Here is a 22,606-nt window from a genome sequence, read left to right on the forward strand (position 1 = left end):
CCCCGCCGCTGCGCTCAGCTCAGCAGACCGCCGAGCAGGCCGCCCTCCTGCTGCTGCTGGCCGCTGCCCATGACCGGCGGCTCCTCGGACGGCTGCACCACCACGAAGCCCTGGCCGGCGAAGCTCATGGTGAACGCCTCACCGGTGCGTCGACCCAGCAGCGTGCCGAGGCCGAGCTGCTCGGCCCGGTGGTAGCCGGTCTGCAGGTTGGCCGACCAGCAGACCACGGCCTGCGGGTCGACGTACGTCGGGGCGTCCACATTCAGCACCACCGGGGCACCCTTGGTGGTGATGGCGATCCGCCCGTAGCCGCTGAACACGCAGTTGAACAGGCCGGACGAGGAGGCCATCCCGGCGCCGCCGACCATCCTGATGTCGTACTGGAGGGTGGAGTCGAAGGCGAGCACGCTGGAGCCGTTGATGGAGAGGGCGTCGCCCGGCTCCAGGTCGATGATGTGCACGTCCTTGGCCAGCTCAGCGAGGAAGACGTCACCCTGGCCGGAGACCTTCATCAGCGGAACGCCCTCGCCGGTGAGCTTCTGCTTGAGAAACTTGCCGAGCCCGCCCGAGCCCAGGGCCTGGAACTGCACGTTTCCCTGGTAGGCGACCATCGACCCGACCCGGGCCATCGCCTCGCCGTTGAGCTCGATCTTCAACATCTTGGAGTTTTGCAGCCGCATGCCGGGCTGCGCGGACTCCTTCTCCAGATTTTCCGCGGAGAACAGCTCGCTGCGCATGGAAGTGCCTCCTGAAAGAGTCGCGGTAGCTGCACTGAAGGTAGGCGACCAGGGCAACCAAGGGCCTTCGGCCGAGCGGCGTGGCGCGGCAGGCGGTGAGCCGGCCGGGTCAGCCCCAGCCCAGCGCGTGCAGTCGCGCATCGTCGATGCCGAAGTGGTGGGCAATCTCGTGCACCACGGTCACCGCCACCTCATCGACGACATCGTCGTCGTTGTCGCAGATCCGCAGGATCGGACGTCGGTAGATGAAGATCCGGTCCGGCAGTACGCCGGAGTAGCCCCAGCCGCGATCGGTGAGCGCGTGGCCCTCGTAGAGGCCGAGCAGATCGGGCTCGCCCTGCGGCGGGTCGTCCTCGACGAGGATCACCACGTTGCTCATCAGGCCGAGCAGTTCCTCGGGCACCTCGTCGAGGGCATCGGCGACGAGTTCCTCGAAGTGTTCGCGGGTCATTTCCACCGGCACCTCACCCATTCTGCCCGATGGCGGGTCCGGCCGGCCCGGTCACGGTGCCGCTGACCGGACCCGCGGGTCCACGGAGAGAGTGACCGCCCAGGGGCGGGCGGAAACTCTGACCGTGAACGAGCGGGTGTGGGTCGACCGGCTCAGGCAGCCAGACGGGCGTTGAGAGTGATCTCGGCGCCCGGCGAGAGCAGCCGGGAGATCGGGCAGTTGGCCTTGGCGGCCTCGGCGAGCTTCTGGAACTCCGCGTCGTCAATGCCCGGGACCTGGCCGACGGTCTCCAGGTCGATCCGGGTCACGGTCATCCCGGCGTCGGTCTTGTCCAGGTGGACCTTGGCGGTGGTCTCGACCGAGGTGGCGGTCGAGCCAGCGTCGGCGAGCGCCTTCGAGAACGCCATCGAGAAGCAGCCGGCGTGCGCGGCGGCGATCAACTCCTCGGGGTTGGTGCCCTCGCCCTCCTCGAAGCGCGACTTGAAGGAGTAGTTGCCCGACAAACCGCCCTTACCGGTGCGAACGGTGCCGGAGCCCTCGGTGAGATTGCCCTGCCATTGTGCTGAAGCGGTACGGATAGGCATGAGGAGAACGCTAGCGGAAAGGTGACCGTCGAGCGACCGACCGGCACGATGCCCGCCCTGCGATCCCGGTCACCGCCAGCCGGCTGTGCCATGATTCGACCCAGGTCCGTGACCGGCGGAGGGGTGGCCGATGTCCGAGGAGCTTCCGATCCCACGCCAGGGCGACCGGTCCGAGGGTCCAGCCGTGATCGAGTGGGGTGCTGTCGACCCGGGCCCGCGGCACCGGTTCGGTTGGTCCCTGGCCGGCCTCACGCGAGATCCTCGGCTCCCCCTGCTGCTCGCCGGTCTGGGCGCGGTGGCCGGGGTCGCCTCGATGATCGGTGAGTGGCTGGTGATGAGCCTGCCGAACGGCGGGCCCGAGGGGGACACCACGATCGAGGTGCCCGCCGGGGTGTCCGAGGTCGGCGGCTTCGGGGTTGGTTACCTGGTCGGGCTTCTCGGCCTCGTCTGCGCCGTGGTGCTGGCCCTGCGGGGCACGGCGGCCGTGCGACCGAACGCCCGGCTGACCGGTCTCACTCTGGCCGGCGCCCTGTTGGCGCTGCTGGTCGCCGCCACGGCCACCCTCGACGATCCCGGTCAGCGCAACTTCTTCTACGCGCTTCAGGACGGCTTCCGGGTCGAATACGGACGCGGCCTGGTGATGGCGTTCGCCGCCTGCCTGCTGCTCGGCGCGGCGCTGCGACTGGCTCCAGCCGCACCGCCCGGCCCACCCGAGGGCGACCAGCCCCCGAATGTGCCCGAGACACGTACCTGGCGGCGCCGCCGAGACCGTGACCCGGTTCAGGAGGACGGCCTGCCCGCGCCGGCCGACCTGACCGTCACCCCGGCCGCCCCGTTCGCCCGCCCTGATTGACCGCGACCCGCTCTCCCCGGCGCGATCTTGCACCTCCTGCCTCGACATAAGGTGCATCTCACGCATCACGGCGACCGAAAGTGCAAGATCGCGTGGGGGTTGGGGGACACCCCGGGGGTGTCGCTGTTGGCGCCCTGTTTGCCTGAATGCCGTGGTTGGGGCCGTTTTCGCGAGGTACGGTTGCTGCCCGCCGTCACGCCGGGCCTCGGCTTTGAGACCGCACGGCAGGTTGCGACGCGCGGCGGGCGAAGGAGGAACGATGACCCGCCCGGGACTACCCAAGCTGATCGCGACCGACCTGGACGGCACGCTGGTGCGCAGCGATGACACCGTCTCCGCGTACACCCACGGGGTGCTCGACCGGGTGCGGGCCGCCGGAATCCCGGTGGTCGGCGCGACCGGTCGCGGCCCTCGGCTGACCGAGTTGACCCGTAACGACATCCGCGCCGCCGACTTCCTGGTGATGGCGGGCGGCGGACGGGTGGTCGACCAGAGCGACCCGACCGGTCCGCTGGTGCTCCGCGACGAGCGGCTGCCCGCCGAGGTGCTGGCCCGGCTGCTCGCCGACCTGGAGGCCGAGGTCGGCCCGCTGACCGTGATGGTCGAGGCGTCCGACGAGCACGACGCGCCGCTCTGGGGCGACTACCACGAAAGCTGGCCCTACCAGGACCGGTTCGAGGCGCGCAGCCGCGCGGAGTGTCTCTCCAGCGACGTGATCAAGGCGTTCGCCCGGACCGCCGACCACCACGTGGACGAACTGCTGGCGGTGGCCCGCCGGATCGTCCCGCCGGAGGTCGCCACGCTCACCCAGGCCGGGCTCGGCTTCATCGAGATCTGCCCGCCCGGTGTGGACAAGGCGAGCGGGCTGACCGTGGTGGCGCAGACCCTCGGGGTCGACCCGGCCGACGTCCTGGTCTTCGGTGACATGCCCAACGACCTACCGATGTTCGAGTGGGCTGGCTGGTCGCGGGTGGCGGTGGCCAACGCCCACACCGACGTCCGGGCCGCCGCCGACGAGGTGACCCTGCGCAACGACGACGACGGGGTGGCGGTGTATCTGGACCGGCTACTGTCCCGGTGATGGGAGAGACACCCCGGCTCATCGCCACCGACATCGACGGCACGCTGATCCGCGACGACCGCACGGTCAGCCCGCGCACCGCCGACGTGCTCGCGCGGATCTCCGCGCGAGGCACGCCGGTCGTTCTGGTCACCGGCCGTCCGGTCCGCTGGCTCAAGATGGTGTACGACCAACTCGCCGAGCCGCTGCCGGCTGTCTGCGCCAACGGCGCCGTGGTCTACGACCCGTTCAACGATGAGGTGCTGCGGGCCGATCCGCTCGCGCCGCAGCACCTGGCCGAGGTGGCTCGGAGGCTGCGCGCCGAGGTGCCCGGCATCAGCTTCGCCGTGGAGATCCTGAACAGTCGGGAGATGCGGCACGAGGCGCACTATCCGCTGCGCTGGGACGTCGACCCGGACGGCATCCGACCGATCGAGACACCGGAGGAGTTGCTCTCGGTGCCGGCGGTGAAGCTGCTCGCCCGGGCCGGCGAGCAGGACCCGGATGCCTTCGTCGAGCTGATCGCCGCAGCGGTGGCGGGGCTGGCCGAGGCCACGCACTCGTCATCCTCGGGCCTGGTGGAGATCTCCGCGGCCGGGGTGACCAAGGCGGCCGGCCTGGACTGGTACTGCGACCGACTCGGGGTGCGCGCGGCGGACGTGCTGGCCTTCGGCGACATGCCCAACGACGTGCCGATGCTGAGCTGGGCCGGGCGGGGCGTGGCCGTTGCCAACGCCCACCCCGCCGTCCTGGCGGTCGCCGACGAGGTGACGACGGCGAACTCCGAGGACGGCGTGGCGGCGTACCTGGAAAAGGTCTTCGGGGTGGGCTGAGCGGGCCGTGACCGGTCGGTCAGAGGTACTGGCCGGTGTTGTGGCCCTCGCCGCCGCCCGGCTGGCCGATGCCCGGCATGCCGGGGACCATTCCGCCGGGACCGCTGGGCAGCGCCTGCCGGCCGCCCCGCATCTGCTCCAGCTGAACCCGGGCGGCCATCTGCTGGGCCACCAGGGCCGCCTGGATGCCGTGGAACAGGCCCTCCAGCCAGCCGACGAGCTGGGCGTGCGCGATCCGCAACTCGCTCTCGCTGGGGGCCTTGTCCTCGGCGAAGGGCAGCGAGATGCGCTCCAGCTCGTCGCGCAGCTCGGGGGCGAGGCCCTCCTTGAGCTCGACGATCGACCGCTCGTGGATCTCTCGCATCCGGTTACGGCTGGCGTCGTCGAGGGGGGCGGCCTTGACCTCCTCCAACAACTGCTTGATCATGCTGCCGATCCGCATCACCTTGGCCGGCTGTTCGACCAGGCGGGTCGGGTCCTCGCCCTGGCCCTCGTCCGTCTGCATCGTGCCGATCGGCCGGCCGTCTGGGCCGACCACCACAACGGTGCCGGAGTGGCCGGAGTCGTCGGGGCCGGGCTCGTCGTTCTGTCCAGCTGAGCGCGCTTCGGTCATGGGGTCCATCTTTACCCAGCGGGCTTCACCCATGCCGCCCGGGACCTACTACCGGGGCCGAACCACCCGGGCGGGGCGCGCTACCGTCACGCCATGCCTGCCGACCCACGCGCCGTGCTGACCCGTCCCGCACCGGAGCCGGACCGGACCGTGGCGTACGGCGACCACCCGGATCAGGTGGCCGACCTGCGGCGCCCGGCGGGAACCGGCCCGGCGCGGCCGCTGGTCGTCGTGTTGCACGGCGGTTTCTGGCGGGTCGAGTACGACCGGCGGCACACCGGCCCGCTGGCCGCGGCCCTCGCCGCCTGCGGCTACCCGGTGGCGCAGCTGGAATACCGGCGGACCGGGCAGCCAGGGGGTGGCTGGCCGGGCACGTTGACCGACGTGCTGACCGGGGTGGCCGAGCTGCCCGTGCTGGCCGCCGAGGCGATGCCCGGCCGGGTGACCCGGGCCGCGCCGATTCTGATCGGGCACTCCGCCGGCGGCCACCTGGCGCTGTACGCGGCGGCCGCCGCCCCGGCAACGGTGGGCGGGGTGCTCGCCCTGGCTCCGGTGGCCGACCTGGGCGAGGCGTACCGGCGGAATCTGGACTCTGGCGCGGTGGCCGCGTTGCTCGGCGGCGGTCCGGCAGAGGTTCCGGACCGGTACGCGGCAGCGGATCCGCGATTGCTGGTACCCATCCGGACACGGACAGTAGTCATTCATGGCTCAGAGGATCAGCAGGTCCCGGCGGAGATGAGCCGGGACTTCGTCACAGAGGCCCGTGTCGCGGGATCCGATATCTCCCTTGTTGAACTGCCCGGGTGCGAGCATTTCGGGCTTATCGACCCGAAGTCTCCCGCCTGGCCTCGGGTTCTTGATGCGCTGCGGTCCATGCAGGATGATCATTAGCCATTGACGCAGCGTCGCGGACCAGGTAGAACGCCGGAGGGGCGTTGTTCTGCCCTGCAACGCTCCTCGGAAGGAACTCGGTGTCGCAGATGAATCGCAGGCGGGCGCTCCAGCTGTTGGCCGCGCTCGGTACCACCGGGTTCGTCGCCGGGTGTGGCTCCGACACCGAGGCCCAGCCGACCCCGAACCGCAGCCCGATCAAGATCGGGCTGATCACGCCGCAGAGCGGCGGTTTCAAGAGCATCGGCGACGACATCACCAACGGTTTCCAGATCTTCCTCGACCTGCACGACCATCGGCTGGGTGGCCACCCGGTGGACCTGCTGACCGCCGACGAGGGTGACACCGCGAAGACGGGCAAGGCCGCCGTCGAGGGCCTGCTCAAGCAGGGCGTGCTGGCACTCACCGGGGTGGTCAACTCGGCGGTGATGGTCGGCATCCGGGACACCGTGGAGCAGGCCCGGGTCCCGCTGATCGGCTCCAACGCCTCACCGAGCAGCCTGCAGAGCGTCTTCTACATCTGGCGGACGTCGTACGTGCTGGACGAGGCCGGCCGGGCGCTGGGCCGCTACCTGCGCGACCAACTGCCGGCCAACGGCCGCGTCGCGATCATCATGCCGGAGAACGTCGGCAGCCCGGACGTGGTGCGAGGCTTCCGGCAGGAGTTCGGCACCACCGACCCGCGCATCGGCGACCCGGTGACCTACACCAACGCCACCCCCACTCCTGGCAAGACGACATACTCCGCGGACATCAGCAAGGCACTGGCCAAAAAGCCCACGGCGGTCTTCTGCTTCTTCGCCGGAGCGGCCGCGGTGGAGTTCATCAAGCAGCTGCGTGAGAAGTTCGCCGGGCCGATCTACGCACCCGGCTTCCTCACCGAGGGCAATGTGCTGGACAACTTGAAGGACAACGCGCTGGGCATCCAGACCGCGCTGAACTACTCGGCCGACCTGAACAACACGTCCAACCGGGTCTTCGCCTCGGCCTACCGCAAGAAGCACCAGGTCACGCCCACCACGTACGCCATGGCGTCGTACGACGCGGCGCAGGTGCTCGACCAGGCCATCCAGCTGACCGGCGGGAAGCCGACGCCGCAGCAGGTCAACCTGGCCCTGGGCAAGATCGGCCAGATCGACAGCCCGCGCGGCATCTGGCAGTTCAACCAGCCGCGCACCCCGCAGCAGAAGTGGTATCTGCGGGAGGTGCAGCGCGACGGTCAGGTCATGTCGAACGTGCTGATCAACGAGCTGGCCACGCTGGGCTGAACGCCTACCGGAGCAACGTCAGGGGCCGGTCTCCCGTTCGGGAGGCCGGCCCCTGACGTACGTGGCGGAGTGCGGGTCAGTGCCGCAGTTCGGCGATGCAGCACTTCACACTGCCGCCGCCCTTCTTCAGCTCGGCCAGCTCGACGGGGACCGGGGTGTAACCGACGGCCTTGAGCTTTCCGGCGAGGCGGGTGGCCTCGCTGTTGAGCACCACGTTCGCGCCGTCGCTGACCAGGTTGAGCCCGAAGGCCATCGCGTCCTCGTCGTCGGCGATCACCGCGTCCGGGAAGAGTTGGGTCAGCACCCGCTGGCTGGCTGCGGAGAACGCGCCCGGGAAGTAGACGACGTTCGAGTCGTCGATGACCGCGAGCGCCACGTCCAGGTGGTAGAAGCGGGGGTCGATCAGGCGCAGCGACACCACCGGCCGACCCAGCGCCTCCTGCGCCTCGGCGTGCGCCGGGATCTCGGTGCGGAAACCGTGCCCGGCCAGGATGAGCCCGCCGTGCGCCTCCGGCACGTACGCGAAGTCACCCTCGCCCTCGTTGGTCTCGCTCGGTGCGATGAACCGCCAGCCCTGCGACTCGTAGAAGGCGTGGTGGGCGGCGGCCTCAGCGGTCCGCTGCTCGTGCTTGAACCGTGCGCCGTACGCGCTGCCGTCCACCACGAAGGCACCGTTGGCGGCGTAGACCATGTCGGGTAGACCCTGCTCGGGGGTGAGCAGGTGCACCTCGTGGCCGAGGCCGATCAGCGTCTCGCGCAGCCGGTCCCACTGCTTGACGGCCAGGTCCCGGTCGACCGGGGTGGTCACGTCCATCCACGGGTTGATCGCATACTCGACCGCGAAGTGCTCGGGCGAGCACATGAGATATGTCCGCTTTCGCGGCACTCGGTGCTGGTTCACGGTCACCAAGAGTAGGTACCGTAGAACTTTGGTAACAGCCACAACCGTTGCTTCTCAGAGGCGGAACGTTGCAGATAGACGCGGTAGACCAGCGGATCATTGCGTTACTCGTTGCGGACGCCCGTGCGTCGTACGCCGACATCGGTACTCGGGTGTCACTCTCCGCCCCGGCGGTCAAGCGTCGCGTCGACCGATTGCGCGCCACCGGCGTCATCAGGGGATTCACGGCGGTGGTGGATCCGGCCGCCGTCGGCTGGACCACCGAGGCATTCGTCGAGCTGTTCTGCGCCGGCCGGACCACCCCGGCGCAGATCGGCGTGGCCGCCCGCCGACACCCGGAGGTGGTCGGCGCGTACACCGTCTCCGGGGAGGCGGACGCGCTGGTGCACCTGCGCGCCGCCGACATCGCCCATCTGGAGGCGGCGCTGGAGCGGCTGCGCGCCGAGTCCTTCGTGACCTCCACCCGCAGCACCATCGTGCTCTCCCGGCTGGTCGACTCCCCCGGCGTCGGCCCGTCCCCCCGCACCCCTTGACCTCAACCCCGGTTGAGGAGATGGACTGGCCAGGAGTGTGGGCACGCCGCCCACCGCAGCCGAGGGGGATTCCATGCGGGCGGTCTGGCTACGTGAGTTCGGCGGGCCCGAGGTGCTGGTGCCCGGCCCCGCGCCCGATCCGACGCCCGGTCCCGGCCAGGTGCTGATCGACGTTGCGCACGCGAACATCACCTTCGTCGAGACACAGCTGCGCTCGGGTCGCCCCGGCCCGTTCCGCGTCACCCCACCGCTGATCCCCGGCAACGGCGTCGGCGGGGTGATCGCCGCCGTCGGGCCGGACGTCGACCTGGCGCTGATCGGGCGGCGAGTGATCAGCGCCACCGGCGGCTCCGGCGGATACGCCGAACGCGCGGCGGTGGACGCTTCCGCGCCGATCGAGGTGCCAGCCGGGTTGGCCATGGACGCGGCCGTGGCGCTGCTGGCCGACGGGCGTACCGCGACCATGCTGGTCGACGCTGTCGACGTACGCCCCGGTGACCGGGTGCTGGTGGAGGCCGCCGCAGGCGGGGTGGGCAGCCTGCTGGTGCAGCTCGCGGCGCGGGCCGGCGCACGGGTGGTCGGCGTCGCCGGAGGGCAGCGCAAGGTGGACCTGCTGCCCGGGCTGGGTGCCGAGCTGGCGGTCGACTACCGCGAGCCGGGCTGGGCGGACCGGATCCGGGACGCGGTGGGCGGCGTCGACGTGGTGCTCGACGGGGTCGGCGGGGCGGTGGCCCGGGCGGCCTTCGACCTGCTGGCCCCGGGCGGCCGCATGGTCAGCTTCGGGTTGGCGAGCGGGGAGTGGTCCCCGGTGTCGGCGGAGGCCGCCACCGCACGGCAGGTCACCCTGGTCCGGCCGGACGTGCCACCCGAGCGACTGCGGGCGTACACGCACCAGGCCCTGGCGGGCGCGGCCGCCAGCCGCCTGCGACCGCTCATCGGCCAGCGCTTCCCGCTGGAACGCGCCGCCGACGCGCACGCCGCCATCGAGGCGCGCGCGACGGTCGGCAAGACCCTGCTGGACGTCTCCTGATCCGGGCTCAGAGGTACATTCCGGTGCGGTGCTGCGACTCGTCGCGCCGCACCGGCTTGTCGCCCTCGCCGAAGAACCGCTTGCCGCCGAACTCGCCGTGCAGACGGTCGTCCAACTCGTCGGCGAGACCGGTCATCACCTGCACCGCCAACATCAGGTGGGTCGCCTGGAAGTTGCGGCCGAAGACCGGGATGGACGCCCAGACCGTGCCGTCGGCGCAGTAGAGGCGGCCGATCGGCATCCGGTTCGTCAGCTCGGACAGCTTCACGTAGAGCCGCTCGGTCGGCTGGACCTCGGTGAGCACCGGGGAGGAGACGTCCACCAGGGGCGGATTGTCCCGCACCCGGACGAAGACCATCGCCGAGCCCGCGCGGATGTTGATGTCGCCGTCCGAGTCGATCTGCAACCGGTCGGTGTCCGATTTCAACATGGTGGAGACCACGGTACGGACCCGATCCGCCAGGTCGAGCACGTCGTCCCGCTCGACCTGGGCGGCGGCGGCCTCCGCCAGCGCCTCCTCCAGGTCGGCCTCGACGTCGGCGTCCGGACCGAACTCGCTGCGCGCGGTGCCCAGCGGGTCCACGGCCAGCGGTTCGCCCTCGGTGTCCTGCACCGCATAGACGAGGAAGGCCGGGTGCGGGGCGCCGTAGACGTCACGCAGCGTCCGAGACAGCAGCGCGGCGATCCGGGTCGACTCGGTCGTCGTACCGTCCAACCCGAAGGAACCGCCGGAGCCGGCGACCACCCCGGGCGGGGACCAGCCGAGCGCGATCATGTCCGCCACCGCGCTGCGGTCCAGCCGGTAACCCGCCGGCAGGGTGGCGTTGCCGACCGCCCGGGCGGACAGCACTCCATCGCCGTCCACGTCGACGCTGACCGAGTAGACGGCATCGCCGGTGCCGGAGGCGGTGGGGTCCAGGGTCACGTCGAGGTGCGCGCCGACGGGAAGTTCCCCCAGCCGTACGGCGAGCGCGCGGGCGAACTCCCGCCACGCCTCGGTCACCTTCGCCCGCAGGTCAGTGGTGCTGGGCTCGTCGAGCAGGACCGATTCCGCCGGCTCAGCCGTAGCGCCGGGCAGCTCGTCGTGCGGCGCCGAGGGGTGGTCAGCCGTCATGATCGCCTCCGTCCGTCACGATCACCCTACCCACGCCGACCGAGGGGCGGATCAGCCCGGACCGGGATCGGACAACAGCGTTCAGCCGGCCGTCGGGTCCGCGGGGTCGGCGCCCAGCTCGACAGGCCAGGTGCCCGCCAGGGCGCTGAGCCGGGCCGCGGCGTCCGCCGGGTCGGCACCCCGACCAACCGCCAGCCCAAGCAGGTACGCGGTGACCGGCGCGCCCGGCCGCAGCACCTGGTGGGCGACGTCGCGGGCCAGATCCAGCACCGCCGGCACGGGCACCCCGGCCGGGTCCAGATCCAACTCGGTGCACACCGCCGTGACCCAGTCGTCCAGCACCGTCATCGCGCCCACTCCTCCGCCCGGCGTACGTCCTCATCAGTGTCGCAGTCGAACCAGGGCGGCGGGCCCTCGCCGGACCAGGGCACCTCCCGCACGACGAGGCCGGCCAGCAGCGCCCGGACCGGGGCTCCGGCCAGGCTGCCACCCCGCTCGACCGCCAGCCGGTCGAGCCCGGCCCGCAGCGCGGCGACCCGCCAGACACCGCAGAGTGACTGCCGCCGCCCGTCCGCGTCGACGAAGCACGTCCCATCAGATCGTCGCTCCGACCCGGCGGTGCTGGTGCGGCCCCTGTCGGCACCCGGGGCGAGATGGTGAAGCAGGTCGCCGATCGCGGAACGGCTGAGCAGCGGCAGGTCGGCGGCGAGCAGCGCGACAAGTTCCGTGTCGGGATCGAGTAGCGCCAGCCCGGCAGCCGCCGCGGCGACCGGGCCCCCGCCGGGCGGATCCTCCCGGGTGACCCGCACGCCCTCCGGGACGCCGTCGGCCGGACCGACCAGCACCCGTGGCGTGGCATCGGAGACGGCCCTCAGCACACGGTCGCGCATCGGCCGGCCGCCGACCGGAAGCGCGGGCTTGTCGACCCCGCCCATCCGTCGGGCGGCCCCACCCGCGAGCACCACGGCGCCGTACGTCCCCACCAGGCCACCGTAGCCGTGTCGACGTTCGGGTGGCGTTCGCTGCCGGGTGCCCGATGCCCGGTGGCCGTGCGGGCGTGCGGGCGCGAGGTGCAGGATGGCGGGATGGGACGGGCAACTGATCGACGGGGTGTACTCCGGATCGACCTGGACGCTGCGACCGCCGGGCGCGGGTCCGTCCGCCGCCCGGACACCCTCGCGGTGGAAGAACCACTGGAGATCCGGGTCGGCGTGGCCGGGCCCGGCCGGCGACGGCCGCTCGCCGTCACCATGCGCACCCCCGGTGACGACCTGGACCTGGCCATCGGGTTCCTGCTGACGGAAGGTCTGATCCGGTCGACCGACGACGTGCTGACCGCGCAGCTCTGTGCGGGCACGGAGACGCCGAACACGTACAACGTGGTGGACGTGGTGCTCGCCCCCGGCGTGCCGGCACCGGCCACCGACCCGTCCCGGAACTTCTACACGACCAGTTCCTGCGGGGTCTGCGGCAAGGCCAGCATCGACGCGGTCCGCACCCGGTCGATGTTTGCGGTCTCGGCGGATCCGCTCAGCGTGCCGGCGGCGCTCCTCGCCGAACTGCCCGACCGGCTGCGCGCCGCCCAGCGCGGCTTCGATCGGACCGGTGGACTCCACGCGGCTGGGCTGTTCACCCCCGACGGCGAGCTGGTGGTGCTCCGGGAGGACGTGGGCCGACACAACGCCGTGGACAAGGTGATCGGCTGGGCGGTGCGGGAACGCCGACTGCCACTGGCCGGGCACCTGCTGCTGGTCTCCGGCCGGGCCAGCTTCGAGCTGACCCAGAAGGCGTGGATGGCGGGGCTGCCGCTGCTGGCCGCGGTTTCCGCCCCGAGCACCCTCGCCGCCGAACTGGCCGACGAGGCGGGGATGACGCTGGTCGGTTTCCTGCGCGGCCGGACCATGAACGTCTACACCGGGCCGCACCGGATCACGCTGGAACAGCCGACCTGAGGGGATCCCGCCCCGGGCGATCGACCTCGGGGGACGAGGGATCCGCACCGGGGCGGGAGTCGGTGGGCTATCGGGCCTGGACCCAGCCGGTGAATCGTTCGGTCAGGTCATCCGGCGGCGTGCCGCCGTGCAACTCGGTGAGGTGTTCGGTCGCCTCAGCTTGCAGCGTCGTCAGGTGCTCGATCAGCTCGTCGCGGCGATTCCGGTACGCACCGAGCAGGCGCAGTTTCGCGGTCGAGCAGGGCCAGGCGATCCCGCAGGTGCGGCAGCGCCAACTTGGCTTCAGCAGGGGGTGTTCGGTCATCTGCCAGCCTCCACTGATTCGCGTCGGGTCCCCTGGCGGGCGGACGGACCGGCCGACACCAGGTTTGCCCCCTCGCGGAGCACGAAGAGCTCTCGCTTGGCCCGCGCGTTGCCGGCCGTCATCGTCCCGATCATCACTTCACCCCCGGGTCGGCCCAGCGCGATGCGGGTGGCGTCGGTGGCGGGTTCGTGGGCTTCGGTTTGTTCGGCATGGCTTCCCCTCGTCTCTGGGAGGGGCCGCCCCGGAGTGCTCGCCCGCGGGGCGGCCCCGTTACGAACGCGACCGCCGGGTCTCGGGTAGTCCCTGCCGGCCTCGCCGATAAGAGGCACACTTCCAAGGGTTGCGGTCCGAATACACTGCGTAGGAATATCTCCTGTGGACGTCTGGGACGTACTAGGGAGGACTCGGATGAATCGCGCGGTCGCTGAAGCCATGTCGGCATCCGGCCTTACGGCGGACAGCCTCGCAGCTCAGATCGGGGTGGATCCCAAAACGGCGGCCAAGTGGGCGAACCCGGGACGGATTCCGCAGACTCGCCACCGGTCAAAGGTCGCGGAGATCCTCCGTCGCGACGAGGGCGATCTCTGGCCCGACCTGTTCAAGCGGCGCGAGCCAGCCTGGTTCCGGCCCTGGACGGACATCGAGCGCGAGGCGGTGGGGCTGCGGTGGTACGAGTCGGCCGTGTTGCCCGGTCTCCTGCAGACCGAGGCGTACGCCCGAGCCGTGTTGAGCAGCGGGCTCTGGGCCAGCGACGACCTTGAGGCGCACGTGGAGACCCGCCTTCGTCGGCAGGCCGCCGTGTTCGATCGACCTCGTCCGCCGTTGAGCGTCTTCGTGATCGACGAGGCCGCGCTGCGCCGGGGCCGACCCGACATCATGGCCGACCAACTCGATCACCTGATGGTGCTCGCCGAACGGCCGGCGGTGATGATTCACGTGCTCCCCCTGACGGCTGGTTTCCATCCCGGCCAGGCCGGGCCGTTCGTCATCGCCAGCACGCCGGACGGCGGGGATGTCGGCTACCTCGACGACCAGGCGGCCGGGCGCCTCAGTAATGACGTTGCTCCGCTGTGGGCGGTCTGGGATAGCGTGAGGTCGTTAGCGCTACCGCGAGACCTGACCATCGACCTGATGAGAGCGCGAGCATGGATGACCTGACCGGCGCCCGTTGGCGCAAGAGCACCCGCAGCAGCTCGAACGGTGGCGCGTGCGTGGAGGTGGCCGACAACCTGCCCGGTGTCGTGCTCGTGCGCGACACGAAGGACCGGGACGGCGGCACGTTGACCTTCGGGCCGCCGGCTTGGGCGAGCTTCGTCAGGCTTGCGAGGGAGATCGGCCCCGTCGGCTAGGGCATGCCCTGTCGATTTCAAGGTCGACTCGGGTTCGCTGATAGCGGGGTCTCCCGGTAGCGGGGACACCCCGATTTCCATGAAGCAGAGTCGATCAGCTGCGGTCGCGCCGTGGGCGCCGCGTGCCGATGACGCTGCGGGGGCGGAGCACACCGGGCATCCCGACCGACGGCCAGCCGTCCAGCTCGGACGGGGGCACGCCGCGCCGGAGCAGGTCGTCCAGCAGCACGGCGAGCGAATAGTCGGGGTGCAGGCTCAGCGTCCGTTCGAGCGCGACCGCCGCCAACGCCCCCTGTCCCGCGCGCCAGGCCGCGAACGCCAGCAACGCACCGGGCGCGGCGGCCAACTCCGGCTCGACCCGGCGCAGCACGTCGGTCCAGAGGGCGATGTCCCGGTCCCGACCGTCGGTGCGTTCCCAGGCGTGATCGCGGACCGGCAGGTGGGTCATCAGCAGGCTCAACCAGGCCACCTCGTCGTCGTCAAGTCGCTCACCGCGCCGCTGCTGGCGCTGGGCCTCGCGGACCGCCGCCACCCCGGCGGAGCGCAACGCCCGGCCGCCGAGCAGGTCACTCTCGGGTGCCTGCTCGATCAGCTCCGCCAGCCGCAACTGGGCGCGGGCGGTGGCCGCACGCGCCGCGTCCCGGGCCGAGCCGTCCACCGGTGACACCTGCGCCACGAGGGCGGCCCGGTCGGGAAGTGCGACCTGGCCGGCGAAGACCGCCGAGGCGGTCACCGGGTTGGCGGTCGGGTCATAGCGCCGGCCCTCGGGCGGGCAGCAGTCGGGCTCGGTGCAGAGATAGGACCACCACCGGCCGTCGGTCACCCGCAGCGCGTCGAGCACCTCCATTCCGGCGTCACTCAGTGCAGCGCGCACCGCGTCCACGGCCGGGGTGACCCTGTCGGGTTGCCCGTAGCCGACCACGGTGGCGGCCTCCGCGCCCTGCCGGCGGATCACGGCGGCCAGGTGCCGGGCCCGCTCGACCGCTTCAGTCGGCGGGTCGGGCAGGTCCGCACGGGCCGCGAAGATGATCTGCCGGCCGAGCAACGCCACGGCGACCACGCTGTCCGTGGGATGAAAGCCGAGCAGGTACGGCACGGCGGCGATCAGGTCAGCGGGTGAGCGGACAGCGAGCTGAGGGCGTTCGGTCGAGGTCATGTCGGAAGCCTGCGGGGGGTCTGCCCGGCTGCACAGACCCTGTGGATGACACGCGGCTTATCCACAGTTACTCAGCGTGTTTTCCCTGCTCATCCCACACCTACGGGTGCCGGAAGAGGCCCGATTGTCTTCGGGCGGCTCCTTGTTGTCATGGGGAGCGGTTACCGTGCGCTGATGGATCTGCCGTACCTGCGCGCACACCCGGCACACCTGCCGACCTTCCGGACCCATCAGCGGCTCCGGGAGACGCCGGTCGCCGGTGGCAACATCTGCGCCGCGGCCCGGCTCACCCTCGACGACGGCCACTCCGTCTTCGCCAAATCCTGGCCGGAGGAGGCCGACCGACCGATGCCGGAGGGCTTCTTCGCCGCCGAGGCGGCCGGGTTGCGCTGGCTGCGGGAGGCCGGCGCGATCGGCGTACCCGAGGTGATCGTGGCGTTGCCGGACCTGCTGGCGCTCGACTGGGTGGAGCCCGGCGAGCCGACGCCGGAGGCCGCGGAACGCTTCGGCCGGGAGTTGGCCGGCCTGCACCGGGCGGGCGCAACCGCCTTCGGTGCGACCTGGCCCGGTTTCATCGGGTCGCTTCCACAGGACAACACCCCCGCCGAACCGCCCTGGTCGACCTGGTTCGCCGAGCGGCGCCTCGCCCCCTACCTGCGACGCTCGGTCGACGGTGGCGCGCTGACCAGCGCCGACGCCACGCTGGTCGAGCAGGTGATCGGTCGGGTCGACGGGCTCGGCGGCGACGAGCCGCCCGCACGCATCCACGGCGACCTGTGGCCGGGCAACGTGCTGTGGGGCGTCGACGACCGGGCCTGGCTCGTCGACCCGGCGGCGCACGGCGGGCACCGGGAGACGGATCTCGCCCAGCTCGCTCTCTTCGGCGGCATCGCCTACCTGGATCGGGTGCTGGCCGCCTATCAGGAGAGTTGGCCGCTGCCGGACGGCTGGCGCGAGCGGATGCCACTGCATCAACTGCATCTGCTGCTCGTGCACACCGCGCTCTTCGGCGGCAGCTACCGGGATGTGGTCGTCCAGACTGCCCGCGCCGTCCTGGGCCGGGCCGAGCACGCTACGGTCGACAGGTGAGCGTCACCCCGGGGGCTGACGGCGTCCTCGTCGACCGGTACGACCGCGTCGCCCGGGACCTGCGCGTGTCCCTCACCGACAAGTGCAACCTGCGCTGCACCTACTGCATGCCGGCGGAAGGGCTGCCCTGGCTGGCCGGCCCCGAGTTGCTGACCGACGAGGAGGTCGTCCGGTTGGTCCGGGTGGCCGTCGAGCGGCTCGGTGTGACCGAGGTGCGGTTCACCGGCGGTGAGCCGCTGATCCGACCCGGGCTGGTCGGCATCGTGACCGCGGTCGCCGCGTTGACACCCCGCCCCCGGGTCTCGCTGACCACCAATGGCATCGGGCTGGACCGGCTGGCCCCGGCGCTGCGCGCTGCCGGCCTGGACCGGGTGAACGTCTCACTTGACACCCTGGACCCGGGCCGCTTCCTCCGGCTCACCCGCCGCCCCCGCCTCGACGCGGTGCTGGCCGGGCTCGCCGGGGCGGCAGCGGCCGGGCTCAGTCCCGTGAAGATCAATTCCGTGCTGATGCGTGGTGTCAACGAGGACGAGGCACCGGCCCTGCTCCGCTTCGCCGTCGACCACGACTACCAACTGCGGATCATCGAGCAGATGCCACTGGACGCCCAGCACGGCTGGGACCGCGACACGATGGTCACCGCCGAGGAGATCCTGACCTCCCTGCGTACCGCCTTCGATCTCAGCCCCGACCCGACCGAGCGCGGCGCGGCGCCGGCCGAGACGTGGCTGGTCGACGGCGGCCCCGCCCGGGTCGGTGTGATCGCCAGCGTCACCCGCCCGTTCTGCGGAGACTGCGACCGCACCCGGCTGACCGCAGACGGCCAGGTCCGCGCCTGCCTCTTCGCCACCGAGGAGTCCGACCTGCGCGCCGCGCTACGCGCCGGCGCGGACGACGACGAGGTGGCCCGGCGCTGGCGTACCGCGATGTGGGGCAAGCGCGCCGGGCACGGCATCGACGACCCGACCTTCCTCCAACCGACCCGGCCGATGTCCGCGATCGGCGGTTGAGGCGTGACCCCGACACCGCTGACCGTCCGCTACTTCGCGGGCGCCCGCGCCGCCGCCGGGCGCACCGAGGAGGTCGTGCCCGCCGGCCGGTCGCTCGACGCCCTCACGGCCGAGCTGACCCAGCGACACGGCGACCGGCTCGCCGCCGTGCTGCGGGTTGCGAGTTTTCTGGTGGACGGCGTCACCTGTCATGATCGTCAGGCACCCCTACCGGCCGGGGCCACGATCGACGTCCTGCCCCCCTTCGCGGGCGGCTGAGGGAGGCGCGCAGATGCTGGCGGTTCTGGGGTTCGTGGCCGTCCTGGCACTGGTCACCGGTCTCATCCACCTCTACCTGTGGAAGCGGCTCGTTCGGGACACCACCACCCCGGGCCGTTGGCGGCGGGCCGGCGGGATCGCCGCCCTGGTGTTGGCGCTCCTCGTGCCGGTCACCCTCGCCGGGACGCAGGCCGGGCTCTACTGGCTCGCCTGGCCGGGCTACCTGTGGCTCGCGCTGATGTTCTACCTGCTGGTCGTGCTGGTCGTGCTGGAAGTGCCGATGCTGATCACCCGGCTGGTGCTGCGCCGCCGCATGACCGCCGCGGAGCCGACCACCGCCGCGCCCGAACCGGTGCTGGTCGGTGCCGCCGGCACGACCGAGCCGCCGGCCACCGGTGCCGTCGCGGCACCGGGCCACGACCCGGCCCGTCGGCTGCTGCTGGCCCGGGGGGCGGCCATCTTCGCCGGCCTCACCGCCACCGGCATCACGGGGTACGGCGTCCGCACGGCGCTCGGCCCGCCACGACTCGACCGGGTGCAGATCCCGCTCGCCAAGCTCCCCCGCAGCATGGACGGCCTGCGCATCGCCACCGTCTCCGACATCCACCTCGGCCCGCTGCGCGGCCGGGCGCACACCGAGCGGATCGTCGCCGCGATCAACCGGCTCGACGCGGACCTGGTCGCGGTGGTCGGGGACCTGGTCGACGGCTCGGTCGCCGAGCTCGGCTCGGCCGCCGCGCCGCTGCGCGACCTGCGTTCCCGCTACGGGAGCTTCTTCGTCACCGGCAACCACGAGTACTACTCGGGGGTGGAGGAGTGGGTCCAGGAGGTCGACCGGCTCGGCCTGCGGGTGCTACAGAACCGGCGGCAGGAGATCCAGGCCCGGGGCGGTGTGCTCGACCTGGCCGGCGTGAACGACCTGACGGCGGCGGGCACCGGCCTCGCCGCCGGGCCGGACTTCGCCGCCGCCCTCGGTGACCGCGACCCGAGCCGCCCGGTGGTCCTGCTCGCGCATCAGCCGTTGGCGGCGAAGGAGGCGGCCAGATACGGCGTCGACCTGCAACTGTCCGGGCACACCCACGGCGGGCAGATGGTGCCGTTCAACCTGGCCGTCCGGCTGCAGCAACCGGTGGTCAGCGGGCTGGGCGAGGTCGACGGCACCAAGGTCTACGTGACCAACGGCGCCGGCTTCTGGGGGCCGCCGGTCCGGGTCGGGGCAGAGCCGCAGATCAGTCTGGTCGAGCTGCGCTCGGCATAGCGGACGTCACGTCCGTGCGTGGCGGCGGGCGGCCGACGCGGCGGGCGTGACAGGATGCGGCGTGCCTCCGTTCAGCGCCGTACCCCCCGGTGGCCTCCCGCCATTCGTCGCGGACCTGCACATCCACTCGAAGTATTCGCGCGCGTGCAGCCGCGACCTCACCCTGCCGAACCTCGCGTGGTGGGCCCGGCGTAAGGGCATCGGTCTGCTCGGCACCGGCGACTTCACCCACCCCGCCTGGTACGACCACCTGCGGGAGACGCTGCGCCCGGCCGAGCCGGGGTTGTACCGGCTCGACGCCGAGGCGGAACGGGACATCGCCCGCCGGCTGCCGCCCCGCCTCGCCGGGACGGCGGAGGCGGACCCGGTCCGGTTCATGCTGAGCGTGGAGATCTCCACCATCTACAAGCGGGACGACCGGACCCGCAAGGTGCACCACCTGATCTACCTGCCGGATCTCGACGCGGTGGCCCGGTTCAACACCGCTCTCGGCCGGATCGGCAACCTCGGCTCCGACGGCCGGCCGATCCTCGGCCTGGACTCCCGCGATCTGCTGGAGATCACCCTGGAGGCCAGCCCGGACGGCTACCTGGTGCCGGCGCACATCTGGACGCCGTGGTTCTCCGCGCTGGGCTCGAAGTCCGGCTTCGACGCGATCGCGGACTGCTACGCCGACCTGGCCGAACACATCTTCGCCGTGGAGACCGGGCTCTCCTCCGATCCGGCGATGAACTGGCGGGTCGGCAGCCTGGACGGCTACCAACTGGTGTCCAACTCCGACGCGCACTCCCCGCCGGCCTTGGGCCGGGAGGCGACCGTGCTGACCTCCGAACGGGACTACTTCGCCGTCCGGGAAGCGCTGCGGACCGGCGATGGCCTGGCCGGCACCATCGAGTTCTTCCCGGAGGAGGGCAAATACCACGCGGACGGGCACCGGCTGTGTGGGGTCACCTGGTCCCCGGAACGCACCCGCGCGGCCGGCGGGCGCTGCCCGGAGTGCGGCAAGCCGCTCACCGTGGGCGTCCTCAGCCGGGTCGAAGAGCTGGCGGACCGCCCGGCGGGGCACCGGCCGGCGCACGCCCGCGATGTCACCCACCTGGTGCCGCTGGCCGAGATCCTCGGTGAGATCAACAAGGTGGGCGCCCGGTCGAAGAAGGTCGAGGGGCGACTCAACGAGTTGCTCGCCGCGCTCGGCCCGGAGCTGGAGATCCTGACCACGACGCCGCTGACCGACATCGCGCAGGCAGGTGGTGAGCTGCTGGCGGAGGGCATCGGGCGGCTACGGCGCGGCGAGGTGCACCGGGTGCCGGGCTACGACGGCGAGTACGGGGTGATCACGCTGTTCGACGCGGCGGAGCTGGGCGGCAACGCCGGCACGGCACAGGAGACGCTGTTCGACGTACCGGTGCCGGCGCAGCGGCGGCCCACGGAGCCGGCGGCCCGCTCGACGGCCAAGCGCCCGGCGGCGAAGGCGGAGCCGAAGCGTAAGCCGACCCCGGCTCCCGCACCGCCGATCGCGTCGCCGCCGTCTCCCCACGAACCGTTCGAGCCGATGCTCTCCGGCATGGAGGAGGTCGGCACCGGCCTGCTGGACCGGCTGGACGCGATGCAGCGGGTGGCCGCCTCCGCACCCGGCGGTCCACTGCTCATCGTGGCTGGTCCGGGCACCGGCAAGACCCGGACGCTCACCCACCGGATCGCCTACCTGTGCGCGGAGCTGAACGTCTTTCCCGAGCACTGCCTCGCGATCACGTTCACCCGCCGGGCCGCCGAGGAGCTGCGGCACCGCCTCGACAGCCTGCTCGGCCCGGTCGCGGAGGACGTCACCGTCGGCACGTTCCACGCGCTGGGGTTGACCATCCTGCGGGAGAACGCCGACGCGGCGGGCCTGCCGGCCGATTTCCGCATCGCCGACGACGCGGAGCGGGCGGCGGCCCGGTCGGAGGCCGGCGACGACAGCGCCAGTTACACCGCCCTGCTACGCAAGCAGGACCTGGTCGACCTGGACGAGCTGGTGAGCCTGCCGGTGGAGCTGCTGAAGGCCGACCGGAAGCTGGTCGAGCGGTACCGGGACCGCTGGCGGTGGATCTTCGTCGACGAGTACCAGGACGTCGACGCGATGCAGTACGAGCTGCTGCGGCTGCTCAGCCCGGCGGACGGAAACCTGTGCGCGATCGGTGACCCGGACCAGGCAATCTACTCGTTCCGGGGCGCCGACGTCGGCTACTTCCTGCGCTTCTCCGAGGACTTCACGGACGCCCGGTTGGTCCGACTCAACCGCAACTACCGCTCGTCGGCGCCGATCCTGGCCGCCGCGGTGCAGGCCATCGCACCGTCCTCGCTGGTCCGCGGTCGACGGCTGGACCCGGCCCGACTCGACCCGGAGGCCCCGCTGGTCGGGCGCTATCCCGCAGGTTCCGTCGCCGAGGAAGCCGACTTCGTGGTCCGTACCGTCGATGATCTGGTCGGCGGGCTGTCCCACCGTTCGCTGGACTCGGGTCGGATCGACGGCCGGTCCACCTCGCTGTCGTTCTCCGACATCGCCGTGCTGTACCGCACCGACGCGCAGGCCGCGCCGATCGTGGACGCCCTGACCCGGGCCAACATTCCGGTGCAGAAGCGTTCACACGACCGGCTGCGGGATCGGCCGGGGGTGGCGGCGATCGCCCGCGAGCTGCGGCACGCCGACGGGTTGGCGGGCTCGCTGGCGGCTCGGGTGCGGCTGGCCGGCCAGGTGGTCGCGGAGCGGTTCGCCGTGCCCACCCTGGATGGCACCGGCACCGTGCGTCCCGAGGACGTCCGCTCGGCCGTGGACCTGCTGACCCCGCTGGCCCGACGCTGCGGCGACGACCTGGAGACGTTCCTGTCGCAACTGGCCACCGGTGCGGAGGTGGACGCGCTCGACCCGCGCGCGGAGGCGGTCACGCTGCTCACCCTGCACGCCGCGAAGGGCCTGGAATTCCCGGTGGTCTTCCTGGTCGGCGTCGAGGACGGGTTGCTGCCGCTGCGCTGGCCGGGCTCGACGCCCGACGAGGACGCAATCGCCGAGGAGCGCCGGCTCTTCTTCGTCGGCCTGACCCGGGCCCAGGACCGGCTGTACGTCAGTCACGCCGCCCGCCGTACCCGCCACGGCACCGAGCGCGACTGCGCCCCCTCGCCGTTCCTCGGCACCATCGACCCCGGCCTCTTCGAACGCTTCGGCGAAACCGAACCGCGTCGCCCCAAGGATCGCCAACTCCGGTTGATCTGAGCCTCCCGGCGCCTGCCGGCCATCGGCGTGGCGCGCTCGGGCCGACTTCTCGCAGTGAGCGTGATACCTCAGAGTCATCAATATACCTGTGAGGCATCACGCTCATTCCGGC

The 22,606-nt window shown here is 71.7% G+C and carries 25 protein-coding genes; 15 read left to right on the plus strand and 10 right to left on the minus strand.

Translation table 11 applies throughout. From position 1 onward, the window contains the following. Positions 1-14 precede the first annotated feature (14 nt). From OG811_RS10220 to OG811_RS10230, 3 genes are all read right to left on the minus strand, one after another. Positions 15-737, minus strand: coding sequence for an AIM24 family protein (locus OG811_RS10220; protein WP_406073685.1), 723 nt, complete (start codon positions 735-737; stop codon positions 15-17). 109 nt (positions 738-846) lie between these two features. Next, positions 847-1,194 carry a metallopeptidase family protein gene (locus OG811_RS10225; RefSeq protein WP_406075631.1) on the minus strand — a complete coding sequence of 116 codons (348 nt, stop codon included), beginning with the start codon at positions 1,192-1,194 and terminating at the stop codon, positions 847-849. A gap of 146 nt (positions 1,195-1,340) precedes the next feature. Continuing rightward, complete coding sequence (locus tag OG811_RS10230; RefSeq protein ID WP_406073687.1) at positions 1,341-1,772, minus strand: OsmC family protein; 432 nt, start codon at positions 1,770-1,772, stop codon at positions 1,341-1,343. A 130-nt stretch (positions 1,773-1,902) separates the two neighbouring features. Between OG811_RS10230 and OG811_RS10235 the strand changes: the two genes are divergently transcribed. The 3 genes from OG811_RS10235 (at position 1,903) to OG811_RS10245 (ending at position 4,518) form a co-directional block, all read left to right on the plus strand. Then, positions 1,903-2,625 carry a hypothetical protein gene (locus OG811_RS10235; RefSeq protein WP_406073688.1) on the plus strand — a complete coding sequence of 241 codons (723 nt, stop codon included), beginning with the start codon at positions 1,903-1,905 and terminating at the stop codon, positions 2,623-2,625. A 259-nt stretch (positions 2,626-2,884) separates the two neighbouring features. Continuing rightward, positions 2,885-3,706: an HAD family hydrolase gene (locus OG811_RS10240; protein ID WP_406073689.1), complete on the plus strand. Its 822-nt coding sequence runs from the start codon at positions 2,885-2,887 to the stop codon at positions 3,704-3,706. Further along, complete coding sequence (locus tag OG811_RS10245; protein WP_406073691.1) at positions 3,706-4,518, plus strand: HAD family hydrolase; 813 nt, start codon at positions 3,706-3,708, stop codon at positions 4,516-4,518. The genes OG811_RS10240 and OG811_RS10245 overlap by 1 nt, the downstream gene beginning before the upstream one ends. Before the next feature lie 19 nt (positions 4,519-4,537). On the opposite strand, the gene OG811_RS10250 is transcribed toward OG811_RS10245, so the two are convergent. Beyond that, positions 4,538-5,140 carry a bacterial proteasome activator family protein gene (locus OG811_RS10250; protein ID WP_406073693.1) on the minus strand — a complete coding sequence of 201 codons (603 nt, stop codon included), beginning with the start codon at positions 5,138-5,140 and terminating at the stop codon, positions 4,538-4,540. An 84-nt stretch (positions 5,141-5,224) separates the two neighbouring features. Here OG811_RS10250 and OG811_RS10255 point away from each other — a divergent pair, with 84 nt between their 5' ends. Both OG811_RS10255 and OG811_RS10260 read left to right on the plus strand, forming a co-directional pair. Then, the gene (locus tag OG811_RS10255) at positions 5,225-6,022 is read left to right on the plus strand and encodes an alpha/beta hydrolase family protein (protein ID WP_406073694.1); all 798 of its coding nucleotides are present in this window, start codon (positions 5,225-5,227) and stop codon (positions 6,020-6,022) included. An 80-nt stretch (positions 6,023-6,102) separates the two neighbouring features. Beyond that, positions 6,103-7,290 carry an ABC transporter substrate-binding protein gene (locus OG811_RS10260; protein ID WP_406073695.1) on the plus strand — a complete coding sequence of 396 codons (1,188 nt, stop codon included), beginning with the start codon at positions 6,103-6,105 and terminating at the stop codon, positions 7,288-7,290. 76 nt (positions 7,291-7,366) lie between these two features. On the opposite strand, the gene ddaH is transcribed toward OG811_RS10260, so the two are convergent. Beyond that, entirely contained in the window at positions 7,367-8,200 is an 834-nt protein-coding gene (gene ddaH / locus OG811_RS10265; RefSeq protein WP_406073696.1) for a dimethylargininase, read from the minus strand. A 59-nt stretch (positions 8,201-8,259) separates the two neighbouring features. On the opposite strand from ddaH, the gene OG811_RS10270 reads away from it, so the two are divergent. Then, the gene (locus tag OG811_RS10270) at positions 8,260-8,724 is read left to right on the plus strand and encodes an Lrp/AsnC family transcriptional regulator (RefSeq protein ID WP_406073698.1); all 465 of its coding nucleotides are present in this window, start codon (positions 8,260-8,262) and stop codon (positions 8,722-8,724) included. A gap of 73 nt (positions 8,725-8,797) precedes the next feature. After that, positions 8,798-9,754, plus strand: a complete 957-nt coding sequence (locus OG811_RS10275) for a zinc-binding dehydrogenase (RefSeq protein WP_406073699.1) — start codon at positions 8,798-8,800, stop codon at positions 9,752-9,754. Positions 9,755-9,761: 7 nt separating this feature from the next. Here OG811_RS10275 and OG811_RS10280 read toward each other — a convergent pair whose 3' ends face one another. The 3 genes from OG811_RS10280 to OG811_RS10290 all read right to left on the minus strand — a co-directional run bounded on the left by OG811_RS10280 (position 9,762) and on the right by OG811_RS10290 (position 11,851). Beyond that, entirely contained in the window at positions 9,762-10,868 is a 1,107-nt protein-coding gene (locus tag OG811_RS10280; protein ID WP_406073701.1) for a T3SS (YopN, CesT) and YbjN peptide-binding chaperone 1, read from the minus strand. Between the two features lie 81 nt (positions 10,869-10,949). Then, on the minus strand, positions 10,950-11,216 hold the full coding sequence (locus tag OG811_RS10285; RefSeq protein ID WP_406073702.1) for a DUF6457 domain-containing protein: 267 nt from the start codon (positions 11,214-11,216) through the stop codon (positions 10,950-10,952). Further along, on the minus strand, positions 11,213-11,851 hold the full coding sequence (locus tag OG811_RS10290) for a molybdenum cofactor guanylyltransferase (protein WP_406073704.1): 639 nt from the start codon (positions 11,849-11,851) through the stop codon (positions 11,213-11,215). The genes OG811_RS10285 and OG811_RS10290 overlap by 4 nt, the downstream gene beginning before the upstream one ends. A 102-nt stretch (positions 11,852-11,953) precedes the next feature. Here OG811_RS10290 and fdhD point away from each other — a divergent pair, with 102 nt between their 5' ends. Beyond that, on the plus strand, positions 11,954-12,820 hold the full coding sequence (fdhD, locus tag OG811_RS10295; RefSeq protein ID WP_406073705.1) for a formate dehydrogenase accessory sulfurtransferase FdhD: 867 nt from the start codon (positions 11,954-11,956) through the stop codon (positions 12,818-12,820). A 67-nt stretch (positions 12,821-12,887) separates the two neighbouring features. Here the strand turns inward: fdhD and OG811_RS10300 are convergent, their stop codons facing one another. Then, positions 12,888-13,124: a flavin reductase gene (locus tag OG811_RS10300; RefSeq protein WP_406073707.1), complete on the minus strand. Its 237-nt coding sequence runs from the start codon at positions 13,122-13,124 to the stop codon at positions 12,888-12,890. A 408-nt stretch (positions 13,125-13,532) separates the two neighbouring features. Between OG811_RS10300 and OG811_RS10305 the strand changes: the two genes are divergently transcribed. After that, on the plus strand, positions 13,533-14,282 hold the full coding sequence (locus OG811_RS10305) for a DUF5753 domain-containing protein (protein WP_406073709.1): 750 nt from the start codon (positions 13,533-13,535) through the stop codon (positions 14,280-14,282). Next, entirely contained in the window at positions 14,270-14,473 is a 204-nt protein-coding gene (locus tag OG811_RS10310; RefSeq protein WP_406073710.1) for a DUF397 domain-containing protein, read from the plus strand. Before OG811_RS10305 ends, OG811_RS10310 begins: the two co-directional genes overlap by 13 nt. A gap of 94 nt (positions 14,474-14,567) precedes the next feature. Here the strand turns inward: OG811_RS10310 and OG811_RS10315 are convergent, their stop codons facing one another. After that, positions 14,568-15,629, minus strand: a complete 1,062-nt coding sequence (locus tag OG811_RS10315; protein ID WP_406073712.1) for a DUF4192 domain-containing protein — start codon at positions 15,627-15,629, stop codon at positions 14,568-14,570. Between the two features lie 174 nt (positions 15,630-15,803). Between OG811_RS10315 and OG811_RS10320 the strand changes: the two genes are divergently transcribed. From OG811_RS10320 to OG811_RS10340, 5 genes are all read left to right on the plus strand, one after another. Beyond that, complete coding sequence (locus OG811_RS10320; protein WP_406073714.1) at positions 15,804-16,718, plus strand: fructosamine kinase family protein; 915 nt, start codon at positions 15,804-15,806, stop codon at positions 16,716-16,718. Next, positions 16,715-17,728 (plus strand): GTP 3',8-cyclase MoaA, encoded by a 1,014-nt coding sequence (gene moaA, locus OG811_RS10325; RefSeq protein WP_406073716.1) that lies wholly within the window; start codon positions 16,715-16,717, stop codon positions 17,726-17,728. The genes OG811_RS10320 and moaA overlap by 4 nt, the downstream gene beginning before the upstream one ends. A 3-nt stretch (positions 17,729-17,731) precedes the next feature. After that, a complete protein-coding gene (locus tag OG811_RS10330) occupies positions 17,732-17,986 on the plus strand; it encodes a MoaD/ThiS family protein (protein ID WP_406073718.1) in 255 nt (84 codons plus the stop codon). Between the two features lie 13 nt (positions 17,987-17,999). Then, positions 18,000-19,244 carry a metallophosphoesterase gene (locus OG811_RS10335; protein ID WP_406073719.1) on the plus strand — a complete coding sequence of 415 codons (1,245 nt, stop codon included), beginning with the start codon at positions 18,000-18,002 and terminating at the stop codon, positions 19,242-19,244. A gap of 61 nt (positions 19,245-19,305) precedes the next feature. Next, positions 19,306-22,494 (plus strand): UvrD-helicase domain-containing protein, encoded by a 3,189-nt coding sequence (locus OG811_RS10340; RefSeq protein ID WP_406073721.1) that lies wholly within the window; start codon positions 19,306-19,308, stop codon positions 22,492-22,494. The last annotated feature ends 112 nt before the right edge of the window (positions 22,495-22,606 follow it).

The organism is Micromonospora sp. NBC_01638, from assembly GCF_045209745.1.
Classification (GTDB): domain Bacteria; phylum Actinomycetota; class Actinomycetes; order Mycobacteriales; family Micromonosporaceae; genus Micromonospora.

Bases quoted from the DNA above. Each gene is read 5' to 3' on its own strand.
- OG811_RS10220 (WP_406073685.1), bottom strand. From the start codon at position 737: ATGCGCAGCGAGCTGTTCTCCGCGGAAAATCTGGAGAAGGAGTCCGCG.
- OG811_RS10230 (WP_406073687.1), bottom strand. From the start codon at position 1,772: ATGCCTATCCGTACCGCTTCAGCACAATGGCAGGGCAATCTCACCGAG.
- OG811_RS10235 (WP_406073688.1), top strand. From the start codon at position 1,903: ATGTCCGAGGAGCTTCCGATCCCACGCCAGGGCGACCGGTCCGAGGGT.
- OG811_RS10240 (WP_406073689.1), top strand. From the start codon at position 2,885: ATGACCCGCCCGGGACTACCCAAGCTGATCGCGACCGACCTGGACGGC.
- OG811_RS10245 (WP_406073691.1), top strand. From the start codon at position 3,706: ATGGGAGAGACACCCCGGCTCATCGCCACCGACATCGACGGCACGCTG.
- OG811_RS10250 (WP_406073693.1), bottom strand. From the start codon at position 5,140: ATGGACCCCATGACCGAAGCGCGCTCAGCTGGACAGAACGACGAGCCC.
- OG811_RS10255 (WP_406073694.1), top strand. From the start codon at position 5,225: ATGCCTGCCGACCCACGCGCCGTGCTGACCCGTCCCGCACCGGAGCCG.
- OG811_RS10275 (WP_406073699.1), top strand. From the start codon at position 8,798: ATGCGGGCGGTCTGGCTACGTGAGTTCGGCGGGCCCGAGGTGCTGGTG.
- OG811_RS10280 (WP_406073701.1), bottom strand. From the start codon at position 10,868: ATGACGGCTGACCACCCCTCGGCGCCGCACGACGAGCTGCCCGGCGCT.
- OG811_RS10285 (WP_406073702.1), bottom strand. From the start codon at position 11,216: ATGACGGTGCTGGACGACTGGGTCACGGCGGTGTGCACCGAGTTGGAT.
- fdhD (WP_406073705.1), top strand. From the start codon at position 11,954: ATGGGACGGGCAACTGATCGACGGGGTGTACTCCGGATCGACCTGGAC.
- OG811_RS10300 (WP_406073707.1), bottom strand. From the start codon at position 13,124: ATGACCGAACACCCCCTGCTGAAGCCAAGTTGGCGCTGCCGCACCTGC.
- OG811_RS10305 (WP_406073709.1), top strand. From the start codon at position 13,533: ATGAATCGCGCGGTCGCTGAAGCCATGTCGGCATCCGGCCTTACGGCG.
- OG811_RS10310 (WP_406073710.1), top strand. From the start codon at position 14,270: ATGGATGACCTGACCGGCGCCCGTTGGCGCAAGAGCACCCGCAGCAGC.
- OG811_RS10315 (WP_406073712.1), bottom strand. From the start codon at position 15,629: ATGACCTCGACCGAACGCCCTCAGCTCGCTGTCCGCTCACCCGCTGAC.
- OG811_RS10320 (WP_406073714.1), top strand. From the start codon at position 15,804: ATGGATCTGCCGTACCTGCGCGCACACCCGGCACACCTGCCGACCTTC.
- OG811_RS10335 (WP_406073719.1), top strand. From the start codon at position 18,000: ATGCTGGCGGTTCTGGGGTTCGTGGCCGTCCTGGCACTGGTCACCGGT.